Below are 21027 nucleotides of genomic sequence, written 5' to 3'. Positions count from 1 at the left end.
TGTCGTCGACGCAACCGTACGCCGCCGGCGGCTATTCCGCGAACGCGGAGGAGCCCGGGCTCAGCGCTCCCCGCGCTCCAGGTCCCGCAGGCGCTGGCGCGCGCCCTCCTGGTCGTACCCGCGTCGGAACTCCCGCCGGAGCACGACCGCCAGCGGGAGCCAGAAGAACAGGACGACGAAGACGAGCACGCCGACCTGCACGGGGGTCGACAGCGGGAGCAGCGCCACGGTCACGACGAAGACGACCAACAGCCAGGTCGGGGCGGACTGCACGCGGGCGAGCGTGCGTCCGTAGCGGGCCAGCACCGGGGTCACCGTCCCATCGTGTCACGCTGCCCGCGTGCCGTTCCTCGCCGCGACCGCGGCGCGCATGGAGGAGCTCGCCGCCGCGCGCCCCGGCTACCTCGGTATCGAGTCGGCGCGGTCCGGCGACGAGGGCATCACCGTGTCGTACTGGCGCGACGCAGCCGCCGCTCGCGCTTGGAAGCAGGTCGCCGAGCACCTGCTCGCCCAGCGTCGTGGCCGCGCGGAGTGGTACGCGACGTACCGGGCGCGCGTCGCGACCGTGGAGCGCGACTACGGCCCGTGACGGGTGCCACAGCGCCGTACCCCGAGGTCCGTCCTACGCTGGTCGCGGTCCGGGGACTCCACCAGGGAGCCGCGAGAGCACACAGCAAGGAACTCGACGATGAGTGAGCAGCCCAGCCCCTACGGGTCGGGGCCGCAGGCCGGCAGCACGCCCGCCGCGGCACCCGTGAAGCGCATCCGCACCCACCACCTGCGCGACATGAAGGAGCGCGGCGAGCGGTGGACGATGCTGACGACCTACGACATGTACACCGCCGAGGTCTTCGACGAGGCCGGCCTCGAGGTGCTCCTCGTCGGTGACAGCGCCTCCAACAACGTGCTCGGCAACGAGACCTCGCTGCCGGTGACCGTGGACGAGCTGATCCCGCTGACGCGGGCCGTCGCCCGCTCCGCCCGCCGCGCGCTCGTGCTCGGCGACCTGCCGTTCGGCTCCTACCAGGCGAGCCCGGAGCAGGCGTACCTGACGGCCGTCCGCTTCATGAAGGAGGGCGGCGCCCACGCGGTGAAGCTCGAGGGCGGCGCCGAGATGGCCGCGACCATCGAGAAGCTGACCCTCGGCGGCATTCCCGTCTGCGCCCACATCGGGTTCACCCCCCAGTCGGAGCACACCCTCGGCGGTTACCGCGTGCAGGGGCGCGGGGACGCCGCGGAGCGGATCCTCCAAGACGCCCACGCGGTCGCCGACGCGGGCGCCTTCGCCGTGGTGATGGAGATGGTGCCGGGTGACGTCGCCGCCCAGGTCACGAAGGAGCTGGCCATCCCCACGGTCGGCATCGGCGCCGGTCCGGAGTGCGACGCCCAGGTGCTCGTCTGGCAGGACGCCTTCGGCCTCCGCACGGGACGCATGCCGCGGTTCGTGAAGCAGTTCGCCGACGTGCGGTCGGTGCTGGCCGAGGGCGCGCGGGCCTACGTCGACGAGGTGCGCGGCGGGACCTTCCCGGGACCCGAGCACACGTTCTGATCCACCTGGGCCCGTCGGCCACCAACGCCGGCACCGCAGGAGGCCGTGGCCCCAGCGCAGCGAAGAACGCCGCGCTGGGGCCACGACTCACGACGAGCTCTCGCCCTCCCACTCCTCGTTGCGCTCCTCGACCTTCTCGAGGGCGTGGGACGCCTCCTCGCGGGTCGCGTAGGGTCCGAGCCGGTCCTTGTTCTTGCACCCGTTGCGCGGTTCGACCGTGTGGTGCTTGAGGCAGAACCACCAGTCGTCGGGCGTGTTGTCGGAGAGTCGGCTCGTCATGACGACACGCTACTCCCGCCACCGACCGACCACCGGCCAGCCACCGGCCAGCCACCCGAGGAGCACCCGTGGAGACCACCGCCAGGACCGTCGTCGACAAGCCGATCGGTGTCGTCTGGGCGGCGCTCGCCGACCACACCGCCATCGAGCAGTGGGGTCCCGGCCTGCGCGTCACGGTCGACGACAGCGGCGCCGAGGAGCCCGGTGGCGTCGGTGCGGTCCGGCGCATCAAGAGCGGCCCGGCACCCGCGATCGTCGAGCGCGTCACCGCCGTCGAGCCGGGACGCTCGCTGTCCTACGTCGCCCTCGGTGGCGTGCCGTTCCGCGGCTACGGCGGCACCGTGCGGCTGACCGAGCGCAGCGCCACGAGCACCGAGGTGGCCTGGACGCTGCACGCCTCGCGCCGCCTCCCCGTCGTCGAGGGCGTCGCGCTCGCGGGCGTGGCCCGGGTGCTCCTGACGCTCTTCACCCGCGCCGTACGCCGCGGTTGAGCCACGCGCGGACCCACGGCCCGGCGTCCCTAGAGTGGGCGTCATGTCCCGCGCCCCGCTGACCCCCGGCACCGTCTCCCCCGTCCGCCCGGTGCCCCGCGCCATCCCGCGCCCGGAGTACGTCGGGCGTCCGGTCCCCGAGCGCTTCGAGGGCGACGAGGTGAAGGACGCGGAGACCATCGAGCGGATGCGCGCGGCCGGGCGGCTGGCGGCGCAGGCGCTCGCGGAGGTGGGGCGGGCCGTACGGCCCGGGGTGACGACCGACGAGCTCGACCGCATCGGGCACGAGTTCCTGTGCGACCACGGGGCGTACCCCTCGACGTTGGGCTACCGCGGCTTCCCCAAGTCGCTGTGCAGCAGCCTCAACGAGGTCATCTGCCACGGCATCCCCGACACGACGGTCGTCGAGGACGGCGACATCGTGAACATCGACATCACCGCCTACCTCGACGGCGTGCACGGCGACACCAACGCGACGTTCCTCGCGGGCGACGTCGACGAGGAGTCGCGGCTGCTGGTGGAGCGCACGCGGGAGGCGCTGGAGCGCGGCATCAAGGCGGTCAAGCCGGGGCGGCGGGTCAACGTCATCGGCCGGGTGATCGAGGCCTACGCGGCGCGGTTCGGCTACGGCGTGGTCAAGGACTTCACCGGCCACGGCATCGGCACGCACTTCCACTCGGGCCTGGTGATCCCGCACTACGACAGCGACTACTACGACGACGTGATCCGCGCCGGAATGACCTTCACGATCGAGCCCATGCTGACCCTCGGCACCCCCGAGCACGACATGTGGGAGGACGGCTGGACCGCGGTCACGAAGGACCGTCGCCGCACGGCCCAGTTCGAGCACACCCTGCTCGTCACGCCGACCGGCGCCGAGGTGCTCACCCTCCCCTGAACCCCGGTCCGGGCGCCGTTCACGGAGCGTCCTGCAACACCCGTGTCACAGGTCCTGGGTAACGTCCGCCCCATGACGGCCATGTTCGAGGGATACAGCGGCGCAGCGGGGCCGGCGTTCGACGAGATGTTCGCCGACGACGGCCTCCGCGCGCCCTACGCACAGCTGTCCGCCTCGCTCGACGACATGACGGAGCCGGAGCTCCGCAGCCGCGTCGACGCGCTCGCGACGGCCTATCTCGACCAGGGCGTCACGTTCGACATCGGGGGCGAGGAACGCGCGTTCCCGCTCGACATCCTGCCGCGCGTCATCGAGATGGAGTCGTGGTCGCGCATCGAGAAGGGCGTCCAGCAGCGGGTCAAGGTGCTGGAGATGTTCCTCGAGGACGTGTACGACGCGGGTCGCGTCTTCGAGGACGGCGTGATCCCCCGCTCGGTGGTCACCACCTCGTCGCACTACCACCGCGCCGCCGCCGGGATCACGCCGCCGAACGGTGTGCGGATCCAGGTGTCGGGCATCGACCTCGTCCGCGACAACGCGGGCGAGTTCCGGGTGCTCGAGGACAACGTGCGGGTGCCGTCGGGCGTGTCCTACGTGATGACGAACCGTCGGGCGATCTCCTCGGCGCTGCCGGAGACGTTCGCGCAGCACCGGATCCGACCCGTGGCGTCCTACCCGCAACGCCTCCTCTCGGCGTTGCGCGCCGCCGCGCCGGCCGGCGTCACCGACCCGACGGTCGTCGTGCTGACGCCGGGCGTCTACAACGGGGCGTACTTCGAGCACGCGCTGCTCGCGCGCACCATGGGCGTCGAGCTCGTCGAGGGGCGCGACCTCGTCTGCCGCCGTGGTCGGGTCATGATGCGCACCACCAAGGGCCTCGAACAGGTCCACGTGATCTACCGGCGGGTGGACGACGAGTTCCTCGACCCCGTGCAGTTCCGGGCCGACTCGCTGCTCGGCTGCCCGGGGCTGATCAACGCCGCGCGTGCCGGCAACGTGACGCTCGCGAACGCGGTCGGCAACGGCGTCGCCGACGACAAGCTCGTCTACACCTACATGCCCGACCTGATCCGCTACTACATCGGCGAGGAGCCGGTGCTCCGCAACGTCGACACCTGGCGCTGCGGCGAGCCGGACCACCGCGAGGAGGTCATGGACCGGCTCGACGAGCTCGTGCTCAAGCCGGTGGACGGCTCGGGCGGCAAGGGCATCGTGATCGGCCCGCGGGCCTCCGCGGCGGAGCTCGACGAGCTGCGCGGCAAGGTGCTCGACGATCCCCGCGCGTGGATCGCGCAGCCGGTGGTGCAGCTGTCGACGGTGCCGACCTACATCGGCGGGAAGATGGCTCCCCGTCACGTCGACCTCCGCCCGTTCGCCGTCAACGACGGTCAGCGCGTCTGGGTGCTCCCCGGCGGCCTGACCCGGGTCGCGCTCGCCGAGGGCGAGCTGATCGTCAACTCCTCCCGCGGCGGCGGGTCGAAGGACACCTGGGTGCTCGCCGGTCCCGGCGGTGGCCACAGGCAGCGCCAGTCGCAGCGACAGGTCGAGATCACGGGCGGCACGGTCCCCTCGGCCGGCCCCGTGACCCAACCCGTGGCGGTGCTCGTGGAGCAGGAGCAGCAACAACAGCAGGGCGCCACCGCCGCTCCGTCGTTCGAGGGAGGAACCCCGTGCTGAGCCGCATCGCGGAGTCGATGTTCTGGATCGGTCGCTACGTGGAGCGCGCGGAGGACACCGCGCGCATCCTCGACGTGCAGACCCAGCTGATGCTCGAGGACCCGACGGTCGACGAGGCGGCGGCCTGCCGCACGCTGCTGTCGATCATGGGCGTGCCCTACGACGACGACACCGACATGACCCGGCAGACGATCCTCGAGCTGCTGGCCTACGACGCCAATGCGCCCGGGTCGATCGCCGCGGCGCTCGGCGCGGCGCGCGAGTCGGCCCGCCGCGCCCGCGAGACGCTGTCGGAGCCGATGTGGGAGGCGGTCAACACGACGTGGCGCGCCCTGCCCTCCGGCCGCTTCCGCACGCTGCGCCCACCCGCGGTCTTCGGCTGGGTCCGCGATCGCGCGGCCCTGGTGAACGGCACCGCCGAGGCGACGATGACGCGCGACGAGGGCTACCAGTTCCTCGTGCTCGGCCGCAGCATCGAGCGCGCCGACATGACGGCACGGCTGGTCGCGACCGCGGCGCTGACGAGCTCGAGCGCGGCCTCCGCCTGGACGTCGACGCTGCGGGCCTGCGGCGCCTACGAGGCCTTCCTGCGGACGTACCGGGGGTTGGAGACCGACCGCGGCGCCGCGGAGTTCCTGCTGCTCGACCGCCTGTTCCCCCGCTCGATCGTGCACTCGATCAGCCGGGCCGAGCAGTGCCTCGACAACCTCGAGTCGGGCGGCGCCCGCGCGGGGTTCGGCAACGACGCCCAGCGGTTGCTGGGCCGCACACGGGCCGACCTGGAGTACCGGTCGCTGTCCGACGTCGTCGCCAACCTGCCGGCGGAGATGGAGCGGCTGCAGTACACCTGCGCCGCCGCCACCGACGCCGTCACCCGTCGTTACTTCGCCGGCTCCGAGGCGACCGAGTGGCACGGAGGTGCCCTGTGAGCATGCAGCTGCGCATCGTCCACACGACCGGCTACGAGTACGACGGCAAGGCGGTGACGTCCTACAACGAGGCCCGCCTGACGCCGCAGACCTCGCCCGAGCAGATCGTGGCCCACACGCGCCTCGACATCACGCCCACGCCGTGGACGCACACCTACCGCGACTACTGGGGCGCGCAGGTCACGTCCTTCGAGGTGCTCGACCCGCACGACGCGCTCACCGTGCAGGCCCAGGCGACGGTCCACACCAACCGCTCGCCGCTGCCGCCGCCGACGCTCGCGTGGGAGGACCTGGCCGCGCCGGACGTCGCCGACGTGCACACCGAGTTCCTCATGCTGCCCGACCTCGTGGCGCCGCCCGCGGACCTGGTCGCCCGGCTGGACACGATCCGCGCGGAGTCCGCCACCCCCGGCGACGCCGCCACGGCGGTCTGCGCGCTCGTGCACGCGGAGGTCGAGTACATCCGCGGCGCCACCGAGGTGACGAGCCGCGCCGCCGAGGCGTGGGAGCAGCGGGGCGGCGTCTGCCAGGACATGGCGCACCTCGCGATCGGCGGCCTGCGGCACCTGGGGATCCCCGCGCGCTACGTCTCGGGCTACCTCCACCCGTCCGCCGAGCCGGAGGTCGGCGTCACGGTCGCCGGCGAGTCCCACGCGTGGATCGAGTGGTGGGACGCCGGCTGGCACGCCTTCGACCTCACCAACGCCCAGCCCATCAGCGACCGGCACGTCGTCATCGCGGCGGGGCGCGACTACGGCGACGTGCGGCCGTTGAGCGGCATCTTCGCCGGGGCGCGGACGTCGCGGATGTTCGTGCAGGTCGAGGTCACGCGGCTGGCGTGAACCGGTCCGTCGGGTACGGCGCGGGCGACCCCGCGCCGTACCCCCCGGTCGGCTCAGACCAGGTCGTCCACCGTGCCCCGCTGCTCGGCGAGACGCCGCTCGATGCGGAGCGCCGTGAGCTCGTGCTCGGGGTCGCCGGTCATCGCGGCGGCGAGCCGCGCGTGCGGGAGCGCGTCGCCGAACCTCGACTGCCGCTCGAGGCTGCGGGCCAGCGCGTGGCGCGCCCAGTCGTCGCTGGGGTTCTCCTCCACGAGGCCGCGCAGCTCCTCCTCCGCACGCTGCAGCTGGGCCCGCAGGAGGTACGCCCACGCGCGCAGGCTGCGCAGGCCGTAGTTCCCGGCGTCCAGCTCGAGCGCCGGCTCGATGAGCGCGAGCGCCTCGACGGGCGCGCGGCGGGCGAGCAGGTCGAACGACGCACGGTGCGCCGACGTGGGGTCCTGCTCCTGGCCCGGGAACACGATCGCGGGGGCGCTGATCTGCTCGACCTGCTCGGTCCAGTCGCTGTGGTCGGTCATGGTGTCCCCTCTCGTCGTGCGTGCCGGCCCCAACGTCACGGCCGGGCCCGTTGTTCCCCTATCCTGCTGCGTGCGGATGGGCTGGCCGGGCGGCCGCGGCGGCACCCTCGGGTGTCGTCGAGGAAGGTCCGGGCTCCACAGGGCGAGGTGGTGGGTAACGCCCACCCGGGGTGACCCGCGGGACAGTGCCACAGAGAACAGACCGCCGCCCTCCGGCTCCGGCCGGCGGGAGGCAAGGGTGAAACGGTGGTGCAAGAGACCACCAGCGCTCCGGGCGACCGGAGCGGCTCGGTAAACCCCACCTGGAGCAAGGTCGAGAAGTCCGCCTCCGCGAGGAGGTGGACGCGCGTGCGTTCGAGGGCTGCCCGCCCGAGCACGCGGGTGGACTGCACGAGGTCGTCGGCAACGGCGGCCCTAGATGGATGGCCGCACATCGGTGCCCGGCAACGGGCCCGAGGACAGAACCCGGCCTACAGGCCAGCCCGTCCGCACCCCGCGCCCTGCTCGCGCCGCGATGCTGCAGCGCCGGGCTCGTGTCGTGCATCGAGCTCGTGCCGCGCGTCGAGCAGCGCGCGCAGGCTGCGGGTGACGTGCGGCGAGCTGGGCAGCGTCTCGGCCATCAGGTCGGCCACCCGGGCGTACGTCGCCGCGAGGTCCCGCTCCGGCCCCTCGGACAGGTGGTGGTAGTCGAACCGCCGGAGCAGCACCTCGTCGTGGGAGGGTCTGGTGTGGTCGTGCACGGCCATCCTTCGCGACGGAGTGGGTGGCTGGCGCGCAGCCTTTACCTCAGCCTGCGGGCCGAATGCGCGGCCCCCAAGCAGTACCGGGAGAGTTGTCGAACCCTTGCGGAAACCCGGCGGTTGGCGCGAGGCCGCCCCGGCGACGTCGGAGTGGGCATCATGGGGGCATGGCACCCACCACGCCCGCCTCTCCCCCGGTCGCCGACGAGAAGTACGTCGTGCTCACCACCTTCACGAAGGACGGCCGCCCCAAGCCGACCCCGGTCTGGATCGTGCCCTTCGAGGGCGCGGCCGCAGTCTGGACGGTCCGCGACTCCTGGAAGGTCAAGCGCGTCCGTGCCAGCGGACGGGTCCAGGTGCAGGGCTCCGACGTGCGCGGCAAGCGCACCCACGGCCCGACGTACGCCGGGGTCGGGCGCCTGCTCGACGACGAGACGTCGGCGCGGGTGGCGCGCGAGGTGGTGCGCAAGTACGGGCTGTTCGGGCGACTCACCGTCCTGGGGAGCCGGTTGCGGCGTGGCGGAGCCGGGACGGTGGGGATCCTGCTCGAGGTGGAGCGGGCGGAGGGCTGACGCCCGCCCCGTACGGTCGGGAGCAGACGACTCGGCCGTACCGAAGGAGATTGCCCGTGACCGACACCCACCTCACCGACTCCGCCCGCGAGATGCTGCGCAAGCCCAACCCCGCAGTGATCGCGACCGTCCGCAAGGACGGGCAGCCCGTGACGGCCGCGACCTGGTACCTCCTCCGCGACGACGACCGCGTCCTCGTGAACATGGACGAGGGTCGGGTGCGCCTCAAGCACCTCCGCCGCGATCCCCGCGTGAGCCTGACGGTGACCGACAAGGACAACTGGTACACCCACGTCACCCTCATCGGTCGCGTCGTCGAGATCTACGACGACCCGGAGCTCGCCGACATCGACGCCCTCTCGAGGCATTACGGCGGCCAGCCCTACCCGCGCCGCGACCGGCCCCGCGTCAGCGCGTTGATCGAGGTCGACCGCGTGCACGGGTGGGGCGAGCAGAAGAACAACGACCAGGCCTGAGTCATCCACAGATCACCATCCAGAGGTGGTGTTCGTATGTCTGTTCGACTAGAGTCGGGGGCATGGATCGGGGGACCCACACCACAGCGACCGCGTTGATCGACGCGGTCCGCGAGCGCACGGCTGCGGCTCGTGCGGCGGAGGCTGCTGCGTTCGTCGCCGTGGGTGACTGGGCGGCCGCGCACACCTCGGACGAGGTGGTGGGTGATCCGATCACGACGCTGGGTGAGTGGGACTCCGAGGCTCTGGCTGGGGATCAGTTCCTCGAGCTGGGTGGGCCGGGTGCGCCCGTGGTCGCGGAGTTCTGCATCAGCGAGATCGCCGCCGCGCGCGGGTGTTCGTTCGACGCGGCTCGTCGCCTGGTGGGGGATGCGGTCGAGCTGCGCTACCGACTCCCCCTCATCCACGCGCGCATCGCGGCAGGAGAGGTCGACGTGTGGCGGGGCCGGCGGATCGCCCAAGCCACCCGGACGTTGACCTTCGAGGCGGCCGGGTTCGTCGACCGGCACGTCGCGTACGTCGCGGCCAAGGCCACCGGCCCCGAGGTCGACCGGTTGGCGGCGGAGGCCGCGGCCAGGTTCGACCCCGAGACGACCGAGGCGGAGCGGCATGCGGCCGATGGCGACCGGTACCTGTCGATCGAGCTGGGCGAGGTCGGTTATGCGGACCCGTTGACCGGGACCCTGCGCGGCACGGTGAACGTCCACGGCAGCCTGGACCTGGCGGATGCGCTCGACCTCGAACGGACCGTTGCGCACGTCGCCCGCCAGTTGGGCGACCTGGGCTGTGACCCGAACCTGGATATCCGCCGGTCGATGGCCCTGGGTGAGATCGCGCGGCGCTGCGAGGGTGTCGCGACGTTGGAGTACGACGTCGAGCAGCCGCCAACGCGGGCGCGGCGCGAGGTGGTGCTGTTCGTGCACCTCGACCAGGCCGCGATCACCGGCACCCTGAACGGGATCGGCCCCCGGATCGATGCCTGCACCGGGATGACGGGCATCGACCTGGCAAGGCTCGACACCCCCGGCGCACCCCGTGGGGCCGTGACGGTCGAGCAGGTCCAGTCCTGGTGCGGCTCGACCGACACGACGGTCATCGTCAAGCCGATCGTCGACCTCAACCGCGACGACGCCGTGAACGGCTGCGCCCCGCCCGACCGGATCGCCGACCATGTCAGAGCCCGCTGGCCCAGGTGCGTCTTCCCCTACTGCACCCGCTCCTCGCGGAGCGCCGACCTCGACCACTGCGAGCGGTACGACGAGAACGGGCGACCCGGTCAGACCTCGACCCGAAACCTGTTCCCGCTCTGCCGACGCCACCACCGCATGAAGACCCACCGCGAGATGGCCACGGGAAAACGGTGGGTCTATCGACCCACCGACCCGACACAGAACGAACCACCCCACGCTGTCATCTGGACCAGCCCGATGGGGCTGCGCTACCTCGTCGACCCCGACGGCACCCGACCCTGGCCACCACCAGGACCGACGCCCGACCCCAACCGCGCCTGACAGCAGACAACCAGCCGCCCGTCCACACCCGTGGCCGGGCGGCGCAGCATGCCCGGCGGCGGGAGATGAGAGCCTGGGCCGGTGCCCGACCGCCCCGAGATCGTCTGCATCTGCGGCTCCGCCCGCTTCACCGACGAGATGCGGCAGGCGAACCGAGAGCTGACGCTCGCCGGCGTGATCGTCCTCGCTCCCGCTGAGCTCGACGGACCGGTCGGCGTCGAGCAGGAGGCCCGGCTCGGCGCCCTCCACCTGCACAAGATCGACCTGGCGGATCGGGTGCTGGTCGTGAACCCGGGCGGATACGTCGGCGACTCGGTCCGGCGCGAGATCGAGCACGCGCGGTCGACCGGCACCCCGGTCACCTTCACCCACCCGACCTGAGCCCAGCCCGGATCCCGGATCCCGCAGCCCAGAGCCCGGAGCCCGCGGCCCGCGGCCCGCGGCCCGCGGCCCGCGGTCCAGCTAAGCGGATCCCTCCGCCAGCCGCCGCAGCACGACGCCGGCCGGCTCGTCCGTCGCCGACCGGAAGCCCGTGCCGGCCCAGATGTTGATGGTCTCCACGTCGCCGGTTTCCGCGGCTGCCTTGCGGATCGGGCTCGTCAGGTGGTGCACGGCGGGGTAGCCGGAGGGCGCGACCGCGTCGTACGCCTCGACGAAACCGTTCCGCAACGCCCGCGCGGGCCGGCCGGAGAACGCCCGCGTGAGGCCGGTGACCGTCCGGGCGGGGTCGGCGAGCGCACGGCGGTACGTCGCCGACGTGCCGGCCTCGGGCGCGCGGAGGAGGGCCGTGCCCACGACGGCGGCCTCGGCCCCCGCCGCCAGCACCGCGGCGACGTCCTCGGGGGACGCCAACCCGCCGGCCGCCCACAGGGGCAGGTCGGTCACGGCGCGCACCTCCTGCAGCAGCGCGGTCAGGGGCACCTCGGGCGGGAGGTCGTCGGGATCGAACGTGCCGGAGTGTCCGCCGGCGACGTGGGACTGCACCACGAGCGCGTCGACGCCGGCCCGGGCGGCGAGCTCCGCCTCGGCAGGGCGCACGACGGTCTGCACCGTCGCCGTCCCGACGTCCCGGAGCGCCCGCACGACCGACGGCGCCGGCAGACCGAAGGTGAAGCTGACGACCGGCACCGGGTCCGCGAGGAGCAGGTCGACCTTGGCGTCCCAGGCGTCGTCGTCCTCGCGTGGTTCCTCGGGCAGGCCCGTCACGCCGTGCCGCGAGGCGAGGGGGCGCAGGCGGTCGGCGTACGCTGCGTAGGCGGCCGGGTCGACCGGCACCGGGGTCGGGACGAACAGGTTGACCCCGAACCGGCCCGTGCGTTCCCGCACTGCGCGGATCTCCGCGGCGAGCACCTCCGGCGTCTTGTACCCCGCCGCCAGGAACCCGAGGGCGCCCGCCTCCGCGGCCGCGACGACGAGGTCGGGCGTGCTGGGCCCGCCGGCCATGGGCGCCGCCACGACCGGCAGCTGCGCGCCGAGCCCACCGAGGAGCTCCGGTCCGTTCGTCATGACCCCATCCTCCTGCCCCGGCCCTGCTCGCGCTGCCCCGCTGTTGCCCCGCTCCCCAGCTCCCGGCAGGCTGGCTCCCATGAGCGACGACCAGCAGCACGGCCGGCACCAGCACGGCCAGGACGCGACGGAGCCGCCCCCGGACTACTTCGAGCCGGAGGGCTGGGAGGACCGCTACGCCGGCGCGGCGAATCGCACCTGGAGCGGCAAGCCCAACGTGCAGCTCGTCGCCGAGGTCGAGGGCCTCACCCCGGGCACGGCGCTCGACGTGGGCTGTGGCGAGGGCGGCGACGTGGTGTGGCTGGCCCGGCAGGGGTGGCGCGTCACCGGCGCCGACTTCTCGGCAGCGGGTCTCGCCCGCGCGGCGCACCACGCCGCCGAGGCGGGGGTCGCCGACCGCGTCGAGTGGTGGCAGGTCGACGCGCGCACGTTCACGGCCGGGGGGCGTCAGTTCGACCTCGTGACGACCCACTTCCTGCACCCGCCGGACGGCGGGATGGTCGCCGTGACGCGACGCCTGGCCGAGGCGGTCGCCCCCGGCGGGCACCTCCTCGTGGTGGGCCATGCTCCGTCGGAGTCGCTCCAGATCAGCGACGCCCACCGGCGGGCGATGTGGGTGGCGGCAGACCTCGTCGACGCCCTGCCCGAGGACGTCGAGGTCGTCGTCGCCGAGCAGCGGCACCGACCCACCGTCCACGACGGCGTCACGATCCACGTCGACGACTCGACGCTGCTGGCGCGGCGTCGCCCCTAGGCGGCCGCGCGGCGGCTGCCCGTGGACCGCAGAGCGTCAGCGGCTGCGTCCCGTGCCCGGCATCCCGAGCGCCGCCTGCGTGACGGCACTGACCAGCAGCCGCCACACCGCCGGGAGCTCCTGTCCGCTGTCGTCGCAGACCGCCAGGAGCCACTGGTGGGCGTCGGGGTCGTATCCGCCGGCGCACACCAGTCCGGTCACCCCCAGCCGCTCATAGGCGTCGCGGAACGGGGTGGCGAGCAGCGGTCCGGCGTAGGACCCACCTTCGAGAACGCGCGCGAGGGTCGGCTCCGCCGTGAGGAAATCGAGCGGCATCCGCTGGAGGACGATGACGCCGGCCGCGTCCTCCGCCCGCAGCCGGGCCTCGTCGGGCCCCTGGGACACCCCCACGACGCTGTCGCCGTCGACACGCGCGACCCACCAGCCCGCCAGTCCGGTGCCCTGGAAGCAGGCCCGCGCGGCGGCGGTCATGCGCTCGGCGGTCGACGCGCGCGGCATCCGGTCCAGCAGGTCCAGGCAGTCCTCGAGGACCTCCGCGGGGTGGCGCGCCAGCGCGCTCGTCGTGTCCGCCGTCGTGGGTGCGCCCGCCACGGTCACCGCGGCGATGTGGGCGGCCAGCTGGTCGAGCTGCGCGAGGTCGGCCGAGGAGAAGGGCAGGTCGCGCGTCAGGTGGAGTCCGACGACGAGCTCCGTCCCGGCGAGCTCGAGGTCGAGCTGGCGGGGGTCGGCCGCAGCCTGGAGGTGGCGGCAGCCGATGGCGCGGCGTTGCGGTGGGGGCGGGACCGCCGACGAGGGATGCGACGACCGAGGTCCGTCGCCGAGGTCACTGCTCCGCACGTGCTCGCCCATCCGGACCCCTCTCCGCGGCCCACCAGGGCCGACTCGGGCGCCCGAACACCAGCCTGAGACAACCGTTTCACCATAACCCCCCCGCCACGATGTCAAACCTGCCGCTACGTGATCGTGGGGCGGTCGGCCGGTCAGCCCGCCGCGGCGCCCTTCGCGCGCGCGACGAACGCGCGCACCAGCCCGGGGTCCTTCACACCGCGGGCCGCCTCGACGCCGCTCGACACGTCGACCCCTCCGGGACGCACCTCGCGCACGGCCGCGGCGACGTTCGCCGGCGACAGCCCGCCCGCCAGTAACCAGGTGCCCTCGAGCCCCAGCGCCGCCACTCCGGTCGTGTCCCACCGCTCCCCGGACCCGGGCACCGGTGCGTCGAGCAGCAGCACCTCCTCGCCGAGGGCGCCGACGCGGGGGGACGGGTCGTCCCGCAGCGAGGTGGCGCGCCAGACCCGCGGCCCGACGGCGCGGGCGGCGGCGACGTCCTCCGCGCCGTACCGTCCGTGCAGCTGCAGCACCGACGCCCCGACCGCGACCGCGGTGCGCGCGGCCTCGACGGCCGGCATGGTGCTGACGACGAGCACGGTGGCGACGTCGCGCCCCTCCTCCGCCGCCGCTTCGGCGGCAGCGGCGAGCAGGGTGGTCGCCTCGTCGGCGGTGCGGTCGCGGGGGCTGCCCGGGCTCATGACGACCCCCACGGCGTCCGCTCCCGCGGCGACGGCGGCACGGACGTTGGCGACGGTGTCGAGACCGCAGATCTTCACGAGCACAGCGTGACCGTAGCCCCTCTCCGACCCCGGTTCATCCTCGCGGCCACCAGGTCGGCACCTCAGGCGGAGGCCCCCGACCGCACGGCCGACCAGCATCGTGGTCATGACGATCCTGCTCAGCGACCCCAGCGTCGCCGCCGTGGCGCTCGCCGAGTGCGGCGACCAGCGGGCGATCATCACGCGGTACGCCGCGGAGGTCGCCACCGCGCACCCCGGCGCCGCCACGCCCGAGCAGTCGCAGGGCCGCTGCTTCACCGACTCCCCCACCATCACCCCCCGGGCCCGCGCCCACCGCGCGCTCCTCGGCGCCGTGCTCGGCTCCGCCGGCCTCGTGAACTACCCGACCGAGTGGTGGCACTGGAGCTGGGGCGACCGCTACTGGGCCCTCACCTCCGGGGCACCGGCGGCGGTCTACGGCCCGGTCGGCCGGGGCGCCGGGGTGGCGGCGTGAGCGCCGCGGCTCCCCTGCCGGCCGCGCCCCCCGCCGGCCCGACCGGTGCGCTCACGGCCGACCCGCGGCGTACCCCCGTGCTCACTGTCGACCTCGGCGCCGTCGCCCGCAACACCCGCGCGCTCGCCGACCGCGCCGGAACGGCGGCCCTCATGGCCGTCGTCAAGGCCGACGGCTTCGGCCTCGGGGCGCCCGACGTCGCCCGGACCGCGCTGGCCCACGGCGCGACCCGGCTGGGCGTGACCTCCCTGCAGGAGGCGCTCGACCTGCGCACGGCCGGTATCGGCGCGCCCTTGCTGAGCTGGCTGAACGCGGTCGACGCCGACTGGGACGCCGCCCTCGCCGCCGACGTCGACGTGGCCGTGCCGTCGCGGGACCACCTCGCCGCGGTCGCCGCGGCCGCCCGCGCCACCGGTCGCACGGCCCGGCTGCACCTCCACCTCGACACCGGGCTGGCCCGCGACGGGGCCGAGCCTCCCGCGTGGGCGGACCTCTGCCGCGCCGCCCGGCGTGCCGAGCTGCGCGGCACGGTCCGTGTCGTCGGCGTCATGGGGCACCTCGCGCGCGCCGACGAGCCGGGCGACCCCGCCAACGCCATCGGCCGCGCACGGTTCGCGCGGGGCGTGAGCGTCGCCCGCGCCGCCGGGCTCCGCCCCCGGCTCCGGCACCTCGCCGCGACCGCGGCGACCCTGGTCGATCCGGCCAGCCGCCACACGATGGTCCGCGTCGGCGCCGGCCTCGCGGGCATCGACCCGTCCGGCACCACGACGCTCGCCGATCCCGTGACGCTCACGGCCCCCGTGGTCTCGGTGCGCCGGGTCCCCGCGGGCACACCCGTCGGCTATGGCGGCACCTGGACCGCCGCCCGGGCCAGGCGGCTCGCGCTGCTGCCCGTCGGGTACGCCGACGGCCTGCCCCGCCTCGCCTCCGGCACCGCCGAGGTGCTGCTGCGCGGTCGCCGCGTCCCCATCGTCGGGCGCATCTCCATGGACCAGGTGGTGCTGGACCTCGGTCCCGCGGAGACGACCGGCCCCCTCGCCACCGTCGCCCCCGGCGACGTCGCCACCGTCATCGGCCCGGCCGGCCCCACGGTCGCCGACTGGGCGCACTGGTCGGGCCTGCTGCCCCACGAGGTGCTGACCGGCCTCGGCACCCGTCCGACCCGGGTCGTCCGCCCCGCACCGCCCACCCCCGTCCTCAGGAGCCTCCCGTGACCATGACCATGACCACCCGCGCCCGCACCCGCGTCGCCGTCATCGGCGGCGGACAGAGCGGCGAGCACGACGTCTCGCTCGCGTCGGCGGCCTCCGTCGTGGCCGCGCTGCGCACGGGGCGGCACGCCGCGACGTACGACGTCGTCCCGCTCACGATCGACCGCGACGGCACCTGGCGCGACGCGGGCGACCGGCCCATCGGGCTCGTGGGTGCCGTGCACGTGCTGCGCTCGTGCGACGTCGTGCTGCCCGTCGTCCACGGTCCCCGTGGCGAGGACGGCACCCTCGCGGCGCTCTGCGACCTCGCGCAGGTGCCCTACGTCGGGTCGGGGGTCGCGGCGGGAGCGCTCGCGATGGACAAGTGGGCGACCAAGCTCGTCGCCGAGGCCGTCGGCATCCGCACCGCTCCGGGGGTGCTGCTGACACGGGCAGGCGCCGCGTCGTACGTCCTCGACCACCCCGTCGTGGTGAAGCCGGTCGCCGCCGGGTCGAGCCAGGGCGTCGCCCTCGTGCGCACCGCCGCGGAGCTGGGGCCGGCGCTCGACGCCGCCTTCGCCCACGACGACCGCGTGCTCGTCGAGGACGTCGTCGTCGGTCGCGAGATCGACCTCGCCGTCGTCGCGACCGGCCCCGACGGTCGGGAGCGCCTCGTCTCCCCGGCGCTCGAGATCGAGGTCGACGGGTTCTTCGACTTCGACGCGAAGTACGGCGGCGGCGCCCGGTTCACCGTGCCCGCCGCCCTCGCCCCCGCGGACCGGGCGGCCCTCGAGGCCGCCGCCCTCGCCACGTACGAGGCCCTCGGCTGCCGCGGCGTGGCGCGCGTCGACTTCTTCCTGACCGCGGACGGGCCCGTGCTCAACGAGGTGAACACGATGCCGGGCTTCACGGCCACCTCGCAGGTGCCGCGGATGTTCGCGGCGGCCGGGCTCGACCACCCCGACCTCCTCGACCTGCTCGTGCGGGACGCCCTGGGCAGCTCCACCTCCGTCGCCGCATGAGGGTCGCCGGGATCGACCTGCTCCGCGGTCTCGCCGTGGGTCTCGTTATCGGACGCCACGCCGTCCCCGACCTCCTCCCCGGCGCGGGGGTCGTCGGGGTGGTGATGTTCTTCGCGCTCAGCGGCTACCTCATCACCGGGGTGCTGCTCACGGAGGCCACCGCGACGGGGCGGGTGCGCTTCGGGCGGTTCTACGCGCGCCGCGCCGCCCGCCTCGTGCCCGCGCTCGTGGTGCTCGTCGCGGCCGTCGCCCTCGTGACGCTCCTCCTCGACCCGCTGGGCGACCGCGACGAGCTCGGCCGCACGGTGCTGGTGGCGCTGACCTGGACGGCCAACCTGCCGATCGACCAGGGCAGCGACGCCACCTTCCACCTGTGGACGCTGGCGACCGAGGAGCAGTTCTACCTGCTGTGGCCCGCGGTGCTGCTGCTCGCGGTGGCCCGCGAGCGCGTCGGCACCGCCCTCGTCGCCGTGGCCGCGGTGTGCCTGCTCGCCTGCAGCGCGACGCTCGTGTGGCTGGCGGACGACCCCGACCTGGCCTACGCACTGCCCACGAGCTGGGCCGTCTGCTTCGTCGTCGGTGCCGCGGCCCGGGTCCTCGTCGAGCGGCGCCCGCACCTCGTCGTGCCGGCCGCCGCAGTGCCGGCGGCGCTCGTCGGCCTCGGGCTGCTCGCCGTGGTTCCATTGCGGGGTCACGCGCTCACCTACCTGGCAGGAGGCCCCGCCATCGCCGCGCTCACCGCCGTGCTGCTCCTCGCGTGGCGGTCCTGGAGTCCCGCGCCGCGGGCGCTGGCGCCCCTCGTGTGGCTGGGCACCGTGTCGTACGGCGCCTACCTGTGGAGCTACCCGCTGACCCTCTGGCTCCGCGCGGCCCTCGCGCACGAGGAGGTCGCCGGGGTGCTGGCCGCCGGGCTCACCCTGCTCGCCGCCGCGGCGAGCTGGCACGGGGTGGAGCGGCCGGCCGCAGCCTGGTGGCGCACCCGGGAGCGCGCCGCCGAGCCCGTGCGCGTCGGGGTGCCGTCGTGAGCGGCGCCGAGCCGCGCACCTGGCGCGCGTGGGCGCCCGACGCGGCCGTCGGCGTGGCGGTCGCCGCCCTCGGCGTGGTCGAGGTGCTGCGACTGCCGTGGCTCCTCGAGGGCGAGCTGTCGGGGCTCGTGCTCGTGGCGCTCGCGACCGGGGCGTCGGTGGGTCTGGCGCGGCGGCTCCCCGGAGCGGCGCTGACCCTCGTGTGGCTCACCTGCCTGGCGCAGGGCCTGCTCGGCGTCCCCGTCCTCCTCGCCCAGGCCAGCGTCGCCGTGGTCGCGTTCGGCACCGCCCGGTGGGGCAGCCGGGTCACCCTCCTCGCCGGTCTCGGGTCCATGCCGCTCGCCGGGTTCGTCTTCCTCACGCTCGCGCAGCTGGGCCAGTTCGACACGGTCGTCTACCGCGGGCAGGGCGGCGGCGCGATCGTCGCGGTGCTCTACGACCGGCTCGGAGCGTCCTGGCCCGTGGCGCTGCTCGCGGTCTTCGTCTCCCTGCTGCTGGCCCCCTGGCTCGTCGGCATCTCCCTCCGCCTGGCCGAGCGCGCTCGGGCCTCCCGCGTCTCCCAGGTCGCCGCCGAGCAGGACGCCGAGCGGGCCCACCGCGAGACCCAGCAGGTGCAGGAGATCGCCCGGCTGCAGGAGGAGCAGGCGCGGATGGCCCGCGACGTCCACGACGTGGTCGGGCACTCGCTCGCCGTGATCCTCGCCCAGGCCGAGTCGGCCCAGTTCCTGACGGGCGAGGAGCGGCTCAAGGAGACCCTGGCCACCATCGCGACCTCCGCCCGCTCCTCGCTGCAGGACGTCCGGCAGGTGCTGTCCGGACCGCAGGCGCCGACGACGGCCGCGGTGGGATCCGTCGCCGACGCCGACGCCCTCGTCGCCGGCGTCCGGGGCAGCGGGTTCGCGGTCGAGCACCACGAGGTCGGTCCCCCGCGGCCGCTGCCGCCCGAGCTCGCGACGGTGGCCCACCGGGTGCTCCAGGAGATGCTCACCAACGCGATGCGGCACGGCCGCCGCGACACCCCGGTGCACGTCGAGCGACACTGGCCCGACGGGGCGTGGGAGCAGGAGCTGAGGATCGAGGTGCGCAACGTGGTGGCGGAGACGGCGGACGAGCAGGCGGTGCCGCTGGCCGCGGCGACCGGTGACCCCGCCGACGGGTCCGGTCGCGGCGTGGACGGCATGCGGCGTCGCCTCGAGGCCGTCGGCGGCCGGCTCGACGTCCGCCGCCGCCAGGAGGCGGACGGGCCGACCTACACGGCGACCGCCTGGGTGCCCGTGCGCGCCGGGGGCGCCGCATGACGATCCGCGTGGTGCTCGTCGACGACCAGGAGCTGTTCCGGGCCGGTGTCTCCGTCATCGTCGACTCCGCCGACGACATGGAGGTCGTCGGTCAGGCGGGCGACGGCTTCCGGGCCGTGCAGGTCGTGGACGAGGTGCAGCCCGACGTCGTGCTCATGGACGTGCGCATGCCCGAGATGGACGGGGTCGAGGCGACGCGGCAGATCTTCTCCCCGGAGCGCGTCGCGCGCCGCGAGCGGCCCGTGCGGGTCGTCGTGCTCACGACCTTCAACCTCGACGACCGCGCCGCCACCGCGATCCGGTACGGCGCGAGCGGTTTCCTGCTCAAGGACACCACGCCGCTGCTGCTGCGCGACGCCATCCGCACGGTCCACCACGGCAACGCGGTGCTCGCCCCGCAGGACCTCGCGACCCTGCTCGACGGACGGCTGCGGACGCAGGCGCCGCCGCCCGCGGCGTACCTCTCCCTCACCGACAAGGAGCGCGAGGTCTTCACGGCGGTCGCCCGCGGCCTGTCGAACGGCGAGATCGCGCAGGACGTCTTCGTCAGCGAGTCCACGGTGAAGACCCACGTCGGCGCCGTCCTGCGCAAGCTCGGGCTGCGCGACCGCGTGCAGATCGTCGTCTTCGCCCACGAGCACGGCCTCGTGGGCTGAGGGACCGGCCTCAGCGGTCGCGCAGCGCCTCGACGAGCTCGTCCTTCGTCATCGACGAGCGGCCCTCGACGTCGAGCTCCGCGGCACGCTTGCGCAGCTCGTCCACGGTCCAGTCCTCGTAGGACCCGGCCTTCCCGCCCCGGCGTCCCACGGTGTCGGACCCCTCCTTGGCGGAGGCGTTGGCGATGCGCGCCGCCTTCTCCTTGCTCGCGCCCTCGCGACGCAGCGCCTCGTAGGTCTCGTCGTCCTTCACGCTCGGGCCGGGGCCCTTCTTCTCCGCCACGGGTGCACCTCCTGGTGATCGCTGCCGGTCGGCTCCCACCGACGGTACGTCGGCACCCGAGCCGCCCGGTTCGCGAGCGTCGTCAGGCGCCGACCGCCACCCCGGTACCCAGGCTCCAGCCCCGCTCCCCCGCGTGCCGCGCGGCAAGCCCCGCCTGCAGGACCTCGGGGACGTCGAGGGGGTGGTCCCGGCGCCACTCCTCCACCCGGGCGCGCGTACGGCGCCGTTCGAACCACCCCGCACCCCGACGCGCGAGGTGCCAGTCGAGGGCGTCGTCCGCGTAGGCCACCGCCGCCACCGGGCGGGCCCCGCGGATGGCGTCCAACGCGTCGACGGGGTCCCAGCCCCGGTCGAGCAGCACCGCGTAGGCGGCGCTCGGTCCGCGGTTCACCCCGAGGTGGCAGTGGGTGAGGAGCCGGGCGCCCGGCGCGGCGAGCGCGGTGCGGGCGAACGTCGCGACCGCGTCGAACCAGGCGCGCCCCACCGGCTGCCCGGCGTCCTCGATGCCGTCCCAGTGGTAGGTCACGCCCGGGAACGCCTCCCACACGTCGCCGTCGGCCGCCTCGGCGCGGGCGTCGAGCACGTGCGTGACGCCCGCGGCGGTCAGCTCGTCGGCCTGGGCCAGGGCCCGCACCTCGTCGGTGGCGAGGTCGCCGCCGACGAGCAGGAAGTCCGTCACCGTGTCGGCGTCGGCCCACTGCAGTCGGTCCCCGGTCTCCGGCGTGCCGTCCATCTCGTGCTCTCCTGTCC

At 74.4% G+C, this 21027-nt stretch carries 26 protein-coding genes and 1 other RNA gene; 19 read left to right on the top strand and 8 right to left on the bottom strand.

Features of this window, described 5'->3' with window-relative positions; genetic code table 11:
- Positions 1-60 precede the first annotated feature (60 nt).
- Positions 61-315: a hypothetical protein gene (locus G3T38_RS01470; protein ID WP_163770286.1), complete on the bottom strand. Its 255-nt coding sequence runs from the start codon at positions 313-315 to the stop codon at positions 61-63.
- A gap of 25 nt (positions 316-340) precedes the next feature.
- Between G3T38_RS01470 and G3T38_RS01465 the strand changes: the two genes are divergently transcribed.
- Both G3T38_RS01465 and panB read left to right on the top strand, forming a co-directional pair.
- On the top strand, positions 341-589 hold the full coding sequence (locus G3T38_RS01465) for an antibiotic biosynthesis monooxygenase (protein WP_206675753.1): 249 nt from the start codon (positions 341-343) through the stop codon (positions 587-589).
- Between the two features lie 99 nt (positions 590-688).
- A complete protein-coding gene (gene panB, locus G3T38_RS01460) occupies positions 689-1549 on the top strand; it encodes a 3-methyl-2-oxobutanoate hydroxymethyltransferase (protein WP_163770285.1) in 861 nt (286 codons plus the stop codon).
- Positions 1550-1636: 87 nt separating this feature from the next.
- On the opposite strand, the gene G3T38_RS01455 is transcribed toward panB, so the two are convergent.
- Entirely contained in the window at positions 1637-1828 is a 192-nt protein-coding gene (locus G3T38_RS01455) for a hypothetical protein (RefSeq protein WP_163770284.1), read from the bottom strand.
- Between the two features lie 68 nt (positions 1829-1896).
- Between G3T38_RS01455 and G3T38_RS01450 the strand changes: the two genes are divergently transcribed.
- From G3T38_RS01450 to G3T38_RS01430, 5 genes are all read left to right on the top strand, one after another.
- Positions 1897-2319 carry an SRPBCC family protein gene (locus G3T38_RS01450; protein ID WP_163770283.1) on the top strand — a complete coding sequence of 141 codons (423 nt, stop codon included), beginning with the start codon at positions 1897-1899 and terminating at the stop codon, positions 2317-2319.
- Positions 2320-2362: 43 nt separating this feature from the next.
- Positions 2363-3217 (top strand): type I methionyl aminopeptidase, encoded by an 855-nt coding sequence (map, locus tag G3T38_RS01445; RefSeq protein ID WP_163770282.1) that lies wholly within the window; start codon positions 2363-2365, stop codon positions 3215-3217.
- 72 nt (positions 3218-3289) lie between these two features.
- Entirely contained in the window at positions 3290-4894 is a 1605-nt protein-coding gene (locus tag G3T38_RS01440; RefSeq protein ID WP_163770281.1) for a circularly permuted type 2 ATP-grasp protein, read from the top strand.
- Positions 4888-5823: an alpha-E domain-containing protein gene (locus G3T38_RS01435; protein ID WP_163770280.1), complete on the top strand. Its 936-nt coding sequence runs from the start codon at positions 4888-4890 to the stop codon at positions 5821-5823. The genes G3T38_RS01440 and G3T38_RS01435 overlap by 7 nt, the downstream gene beginning before the upstream one ends.
- 2 nt (positions 5824-5825) lie before the next feature.
- Entirely contained in the window at positions 5826-6665 is an 840-nt protein-coding gene (locus tag G3T38_RS01430) for a transglutaminase family protein (protein ID WP_163770279.1), read from the top strand.
- A 53-nt stretch (positions 6666-6718) separates the two neighbouring features.
- Here G3T38_RS01430 and G3T38_RS01425 read toward each other — a convergent pair whose 3' ends face one another.
- A complete protein-coding gene (locus G3T38_RS01425) occupies positions 6719-7180 on the bottom strand; it encodes a tetratricopeptide repeat protein (RefSeq protein WP_163770278.1) in 462 nt (153 codons plus the stop codon).
- Positions 7181-7257: 77 nt separating this feature from the next.
- On the opposite strand from G3T38_RS01425, the gene rnpB reads away from it, so the two are divergent.
- From rnpB to G3T38_RS01400, 5 genes are all read left to right on the top strand, one after another.
- Positions 7258-7669, top strand: an RNA gene (rnpB, locus tag G3T38_RS01420) — RNase P RNA component class A.
- A gap of 418 nt (positions 7670-8087) precedes the next feature.
- Entirely contained in the window at positions 8088-8492 is a 405-nt protein-coding gene (locus G3T38_RS01415) for a PPOX class F420-dependent oxidoreductase (RefSeq protein WP_163770277.1), read from the top strand.
- 56 nt (positions 8493-8548) lie between these two features.
- A complete protein-coding gene (locus G3T38_RS01410; RefSeq protein ID WP_163770276.1) occupies positions 8549-8968 on the top strand; it encodes a TIGR03618 family F420-dependent PPOX class oxidoreductase in 420 nt (139 codons plus the stop codon).
- Positions 8969-9030: 62 nt separating this feature from the next.
- The gene (locus G3T38_RS01405; RefSeq protein ID WP_163770275.1) at positions 9031-10479 is read left to right on the top strand and encodes an HNH endonuclease signature motif containing protein; all 1449 of its coding nucleotides are present in this window, start codon (positions 9031-9033) and stop codon (positions 10477-10479) included.
- Between the two features lie 81 nt (positions 10480-10560).
- A complete protein-coding gene (locus G3T38_RS01400; protein ID WP_163770274.1) occupies positions 10561-10860 on the top strand; it encodes a hypothetical protein in 300 nt (99 codons plus the stop codon).
- Positions 10861-10941: 81 nt separating this feature from the next.
- On the opposite strand, the gene G3T38_RS01395 is transcribed toward G3T38_RS01400, so the two are convergent.
- The gene (locus G3T38_RS01395; RefSeq protein ID WP_163770273.1) at positions 10942-11985 is read right to left on the bottom strand and encodes an NAD(P)H-dependent flavin oxidoreductase; all 1044 of its coding nucleotides are present in this window, start codon (positions 11983-11985) and stop codon (positions 10942-10944) included.
- A 79-nt stretch (positions 11986-12064) separates the two neighbouring features.
- On the opposite strand from G3T38_RS01395, the gene G3T38_RS01390 reads away from it, so the two are divergent.
- Complete coding sequence (locus G3T38_RS01390; protein ID WP_163770272.1) at positions 12065-12739, top strand: class I SAM-dependent methyltransferase; 675 nt, start codon at positions 12065-12067, stop codon at positions 12737-12739.
- A gap of 36 nt (positions 12740-12775) precedes the next feature.
- Here the strand turns inward: G3T38_RS01390 and G3T38_RS01385 are convergent, their stop codons facing one another.
- Both G3T38_RS01385 and G3T38_RS01380 read right to left on the bottom strand, forming a co-directional pair.
- Complete coding sequence (locus tag G3T38_RS01385) at positions 12776-13588, bottom strand: hypothetical protein (protein WP_163770271.1); 813 nt, start codon at positions 13586-13588, stop codon at positions 12776-12778.
- A gap of 131 nt (positions 13589-13719) precedes the next feature.
- A complete protein-coding gene (locus G3T38_RS01380; RefSeq protein ID WP_163770270.1) occupies positions 13720-14352 on the bottom strand; it encodes a phosphoribosylanthranilate isomerase in 633 nt (210 codons plus the stop codon).
- A 103-nt stretch (positions 14353-14455) separates the two neighbouring features.
- Here G3T38_RS01380 and G3T38_RS01375 point away from each other — a divergent pair, with 103 nt between their 5' ends.
- From G3T38_RS01375 to G3T38_RS01350, 6 genes are read left to right on the top strand one after another with little or no spacing between them, the layout of a single operon-like run.
- Positions 14456-14803: a M15 family metallopeptidase gene (locus G3T38_RS01375; protein ID WP_163770269.1), complete on the top strand. Its 348-nt coding sequence runs from the start codon at positions 14456-14458 to the stop codon at positions 14801-14803.
- Complete coding sequence (alr, locus tag G3T38_RS01370) at positions 14800-16017, top strand: alanine racemase (RefSeq protein ID WP_338037388.1); 1218 nt, start codon at positions 14800-14802, stop codon at positions 16015-16017. The genes G3T38_RS01375 and alr overlap by 4 nt, the downstream gene beginning before the upstream one ends.
- A gap of 2 nt (positions 16018-16019) precedes the next feature.
- Positions 16020-17015, top strand: coding sequence for a D-alanine--D-alanine ligase family protein (locus tag G3T38_RS01365; RefSeq protein ID WP_241728393.1), 996 nt, complete (start codon positions 16020-16022; stop codon positions 17013-17015).
- Entirely contained in the window at positions 17012-18040 is a 1029-nt protein-coding gene (locus G3T38_RS01360; protein WP_163770268.1) for an acyltransferase family protein, read from the top strand. Before G3T38_RS01365 ends, G3T38_RS01360 begins: the two co-directional genes overlap by 4 nt.
- Positions 18037-19338: a histidine kinase gene (locus G3T38_RS22430; RefSeq protein WP_163770267.1), complete on the top strand. Its 1302-nt coding sequence runs from the start codon at positions 18037-18039 to the stop codon at positions 19336-19338. The genes G3T38_RS01360 and G3T38_RS22430 overlap by 4 nt, the downstream gene beginning before the upstream one ends.
- Positions 19335-19994, top strand: coding sequence for a response regulator (locus tag G3T38_RS01350; RefSeq protein ID WP_163770266.1), 660 nt, complete (start codon positions 19335-19337; stop codon positions 19992-19994). Before G3T38_RS22430 ends, G3T38_RS01350 begins: the two co-directional genes overlap by 4 nt.
- A 10-nt stretch (positions 19995-20004) precedes the next feature.
- Here G3T38_RS01350 and G3T38_RS21295 read toward each other — a convergent pair whose 3' ends face one another.
- On the bottom strand, positions 20005-20277 hold the full coding sequence (locus G3T38_RS21295; protein ID WP_163770265.1) for a DUF7218 family protein: 273 nt from the start codon (positions 20275-20277) through the stop codon (positions 20005-20007).
- 82 nt (positions 20278-20359) lie between these two features.
- Positions 20360-21010, bottom strand: coding sequence for a protein-tyrosine phosphatase family protein (locus G3T38_RS01340; RefSeq protein WP_163770264.1), 651 nt, complete (start codon positions 21008-21010; stop codon positions 20360-20362).
- Between the last annotated feature and the right edge of the window lie 17 nt (positions 21011-21027).

This window comes from Nocardioides zeae (genome assembly GCF_010686755.1).
GTDB classification, from domain to species: Bacteria; Actinomycetota; Actinomycetes; order Propionibacteriales; family Nocardioidaceae; genus Nocardioides; species Nocardioides zeae.
Note: the sequence above shows the minus strand (reverse complement) of the source record. Positions and strands in the feature narration are given on the sequence as shown.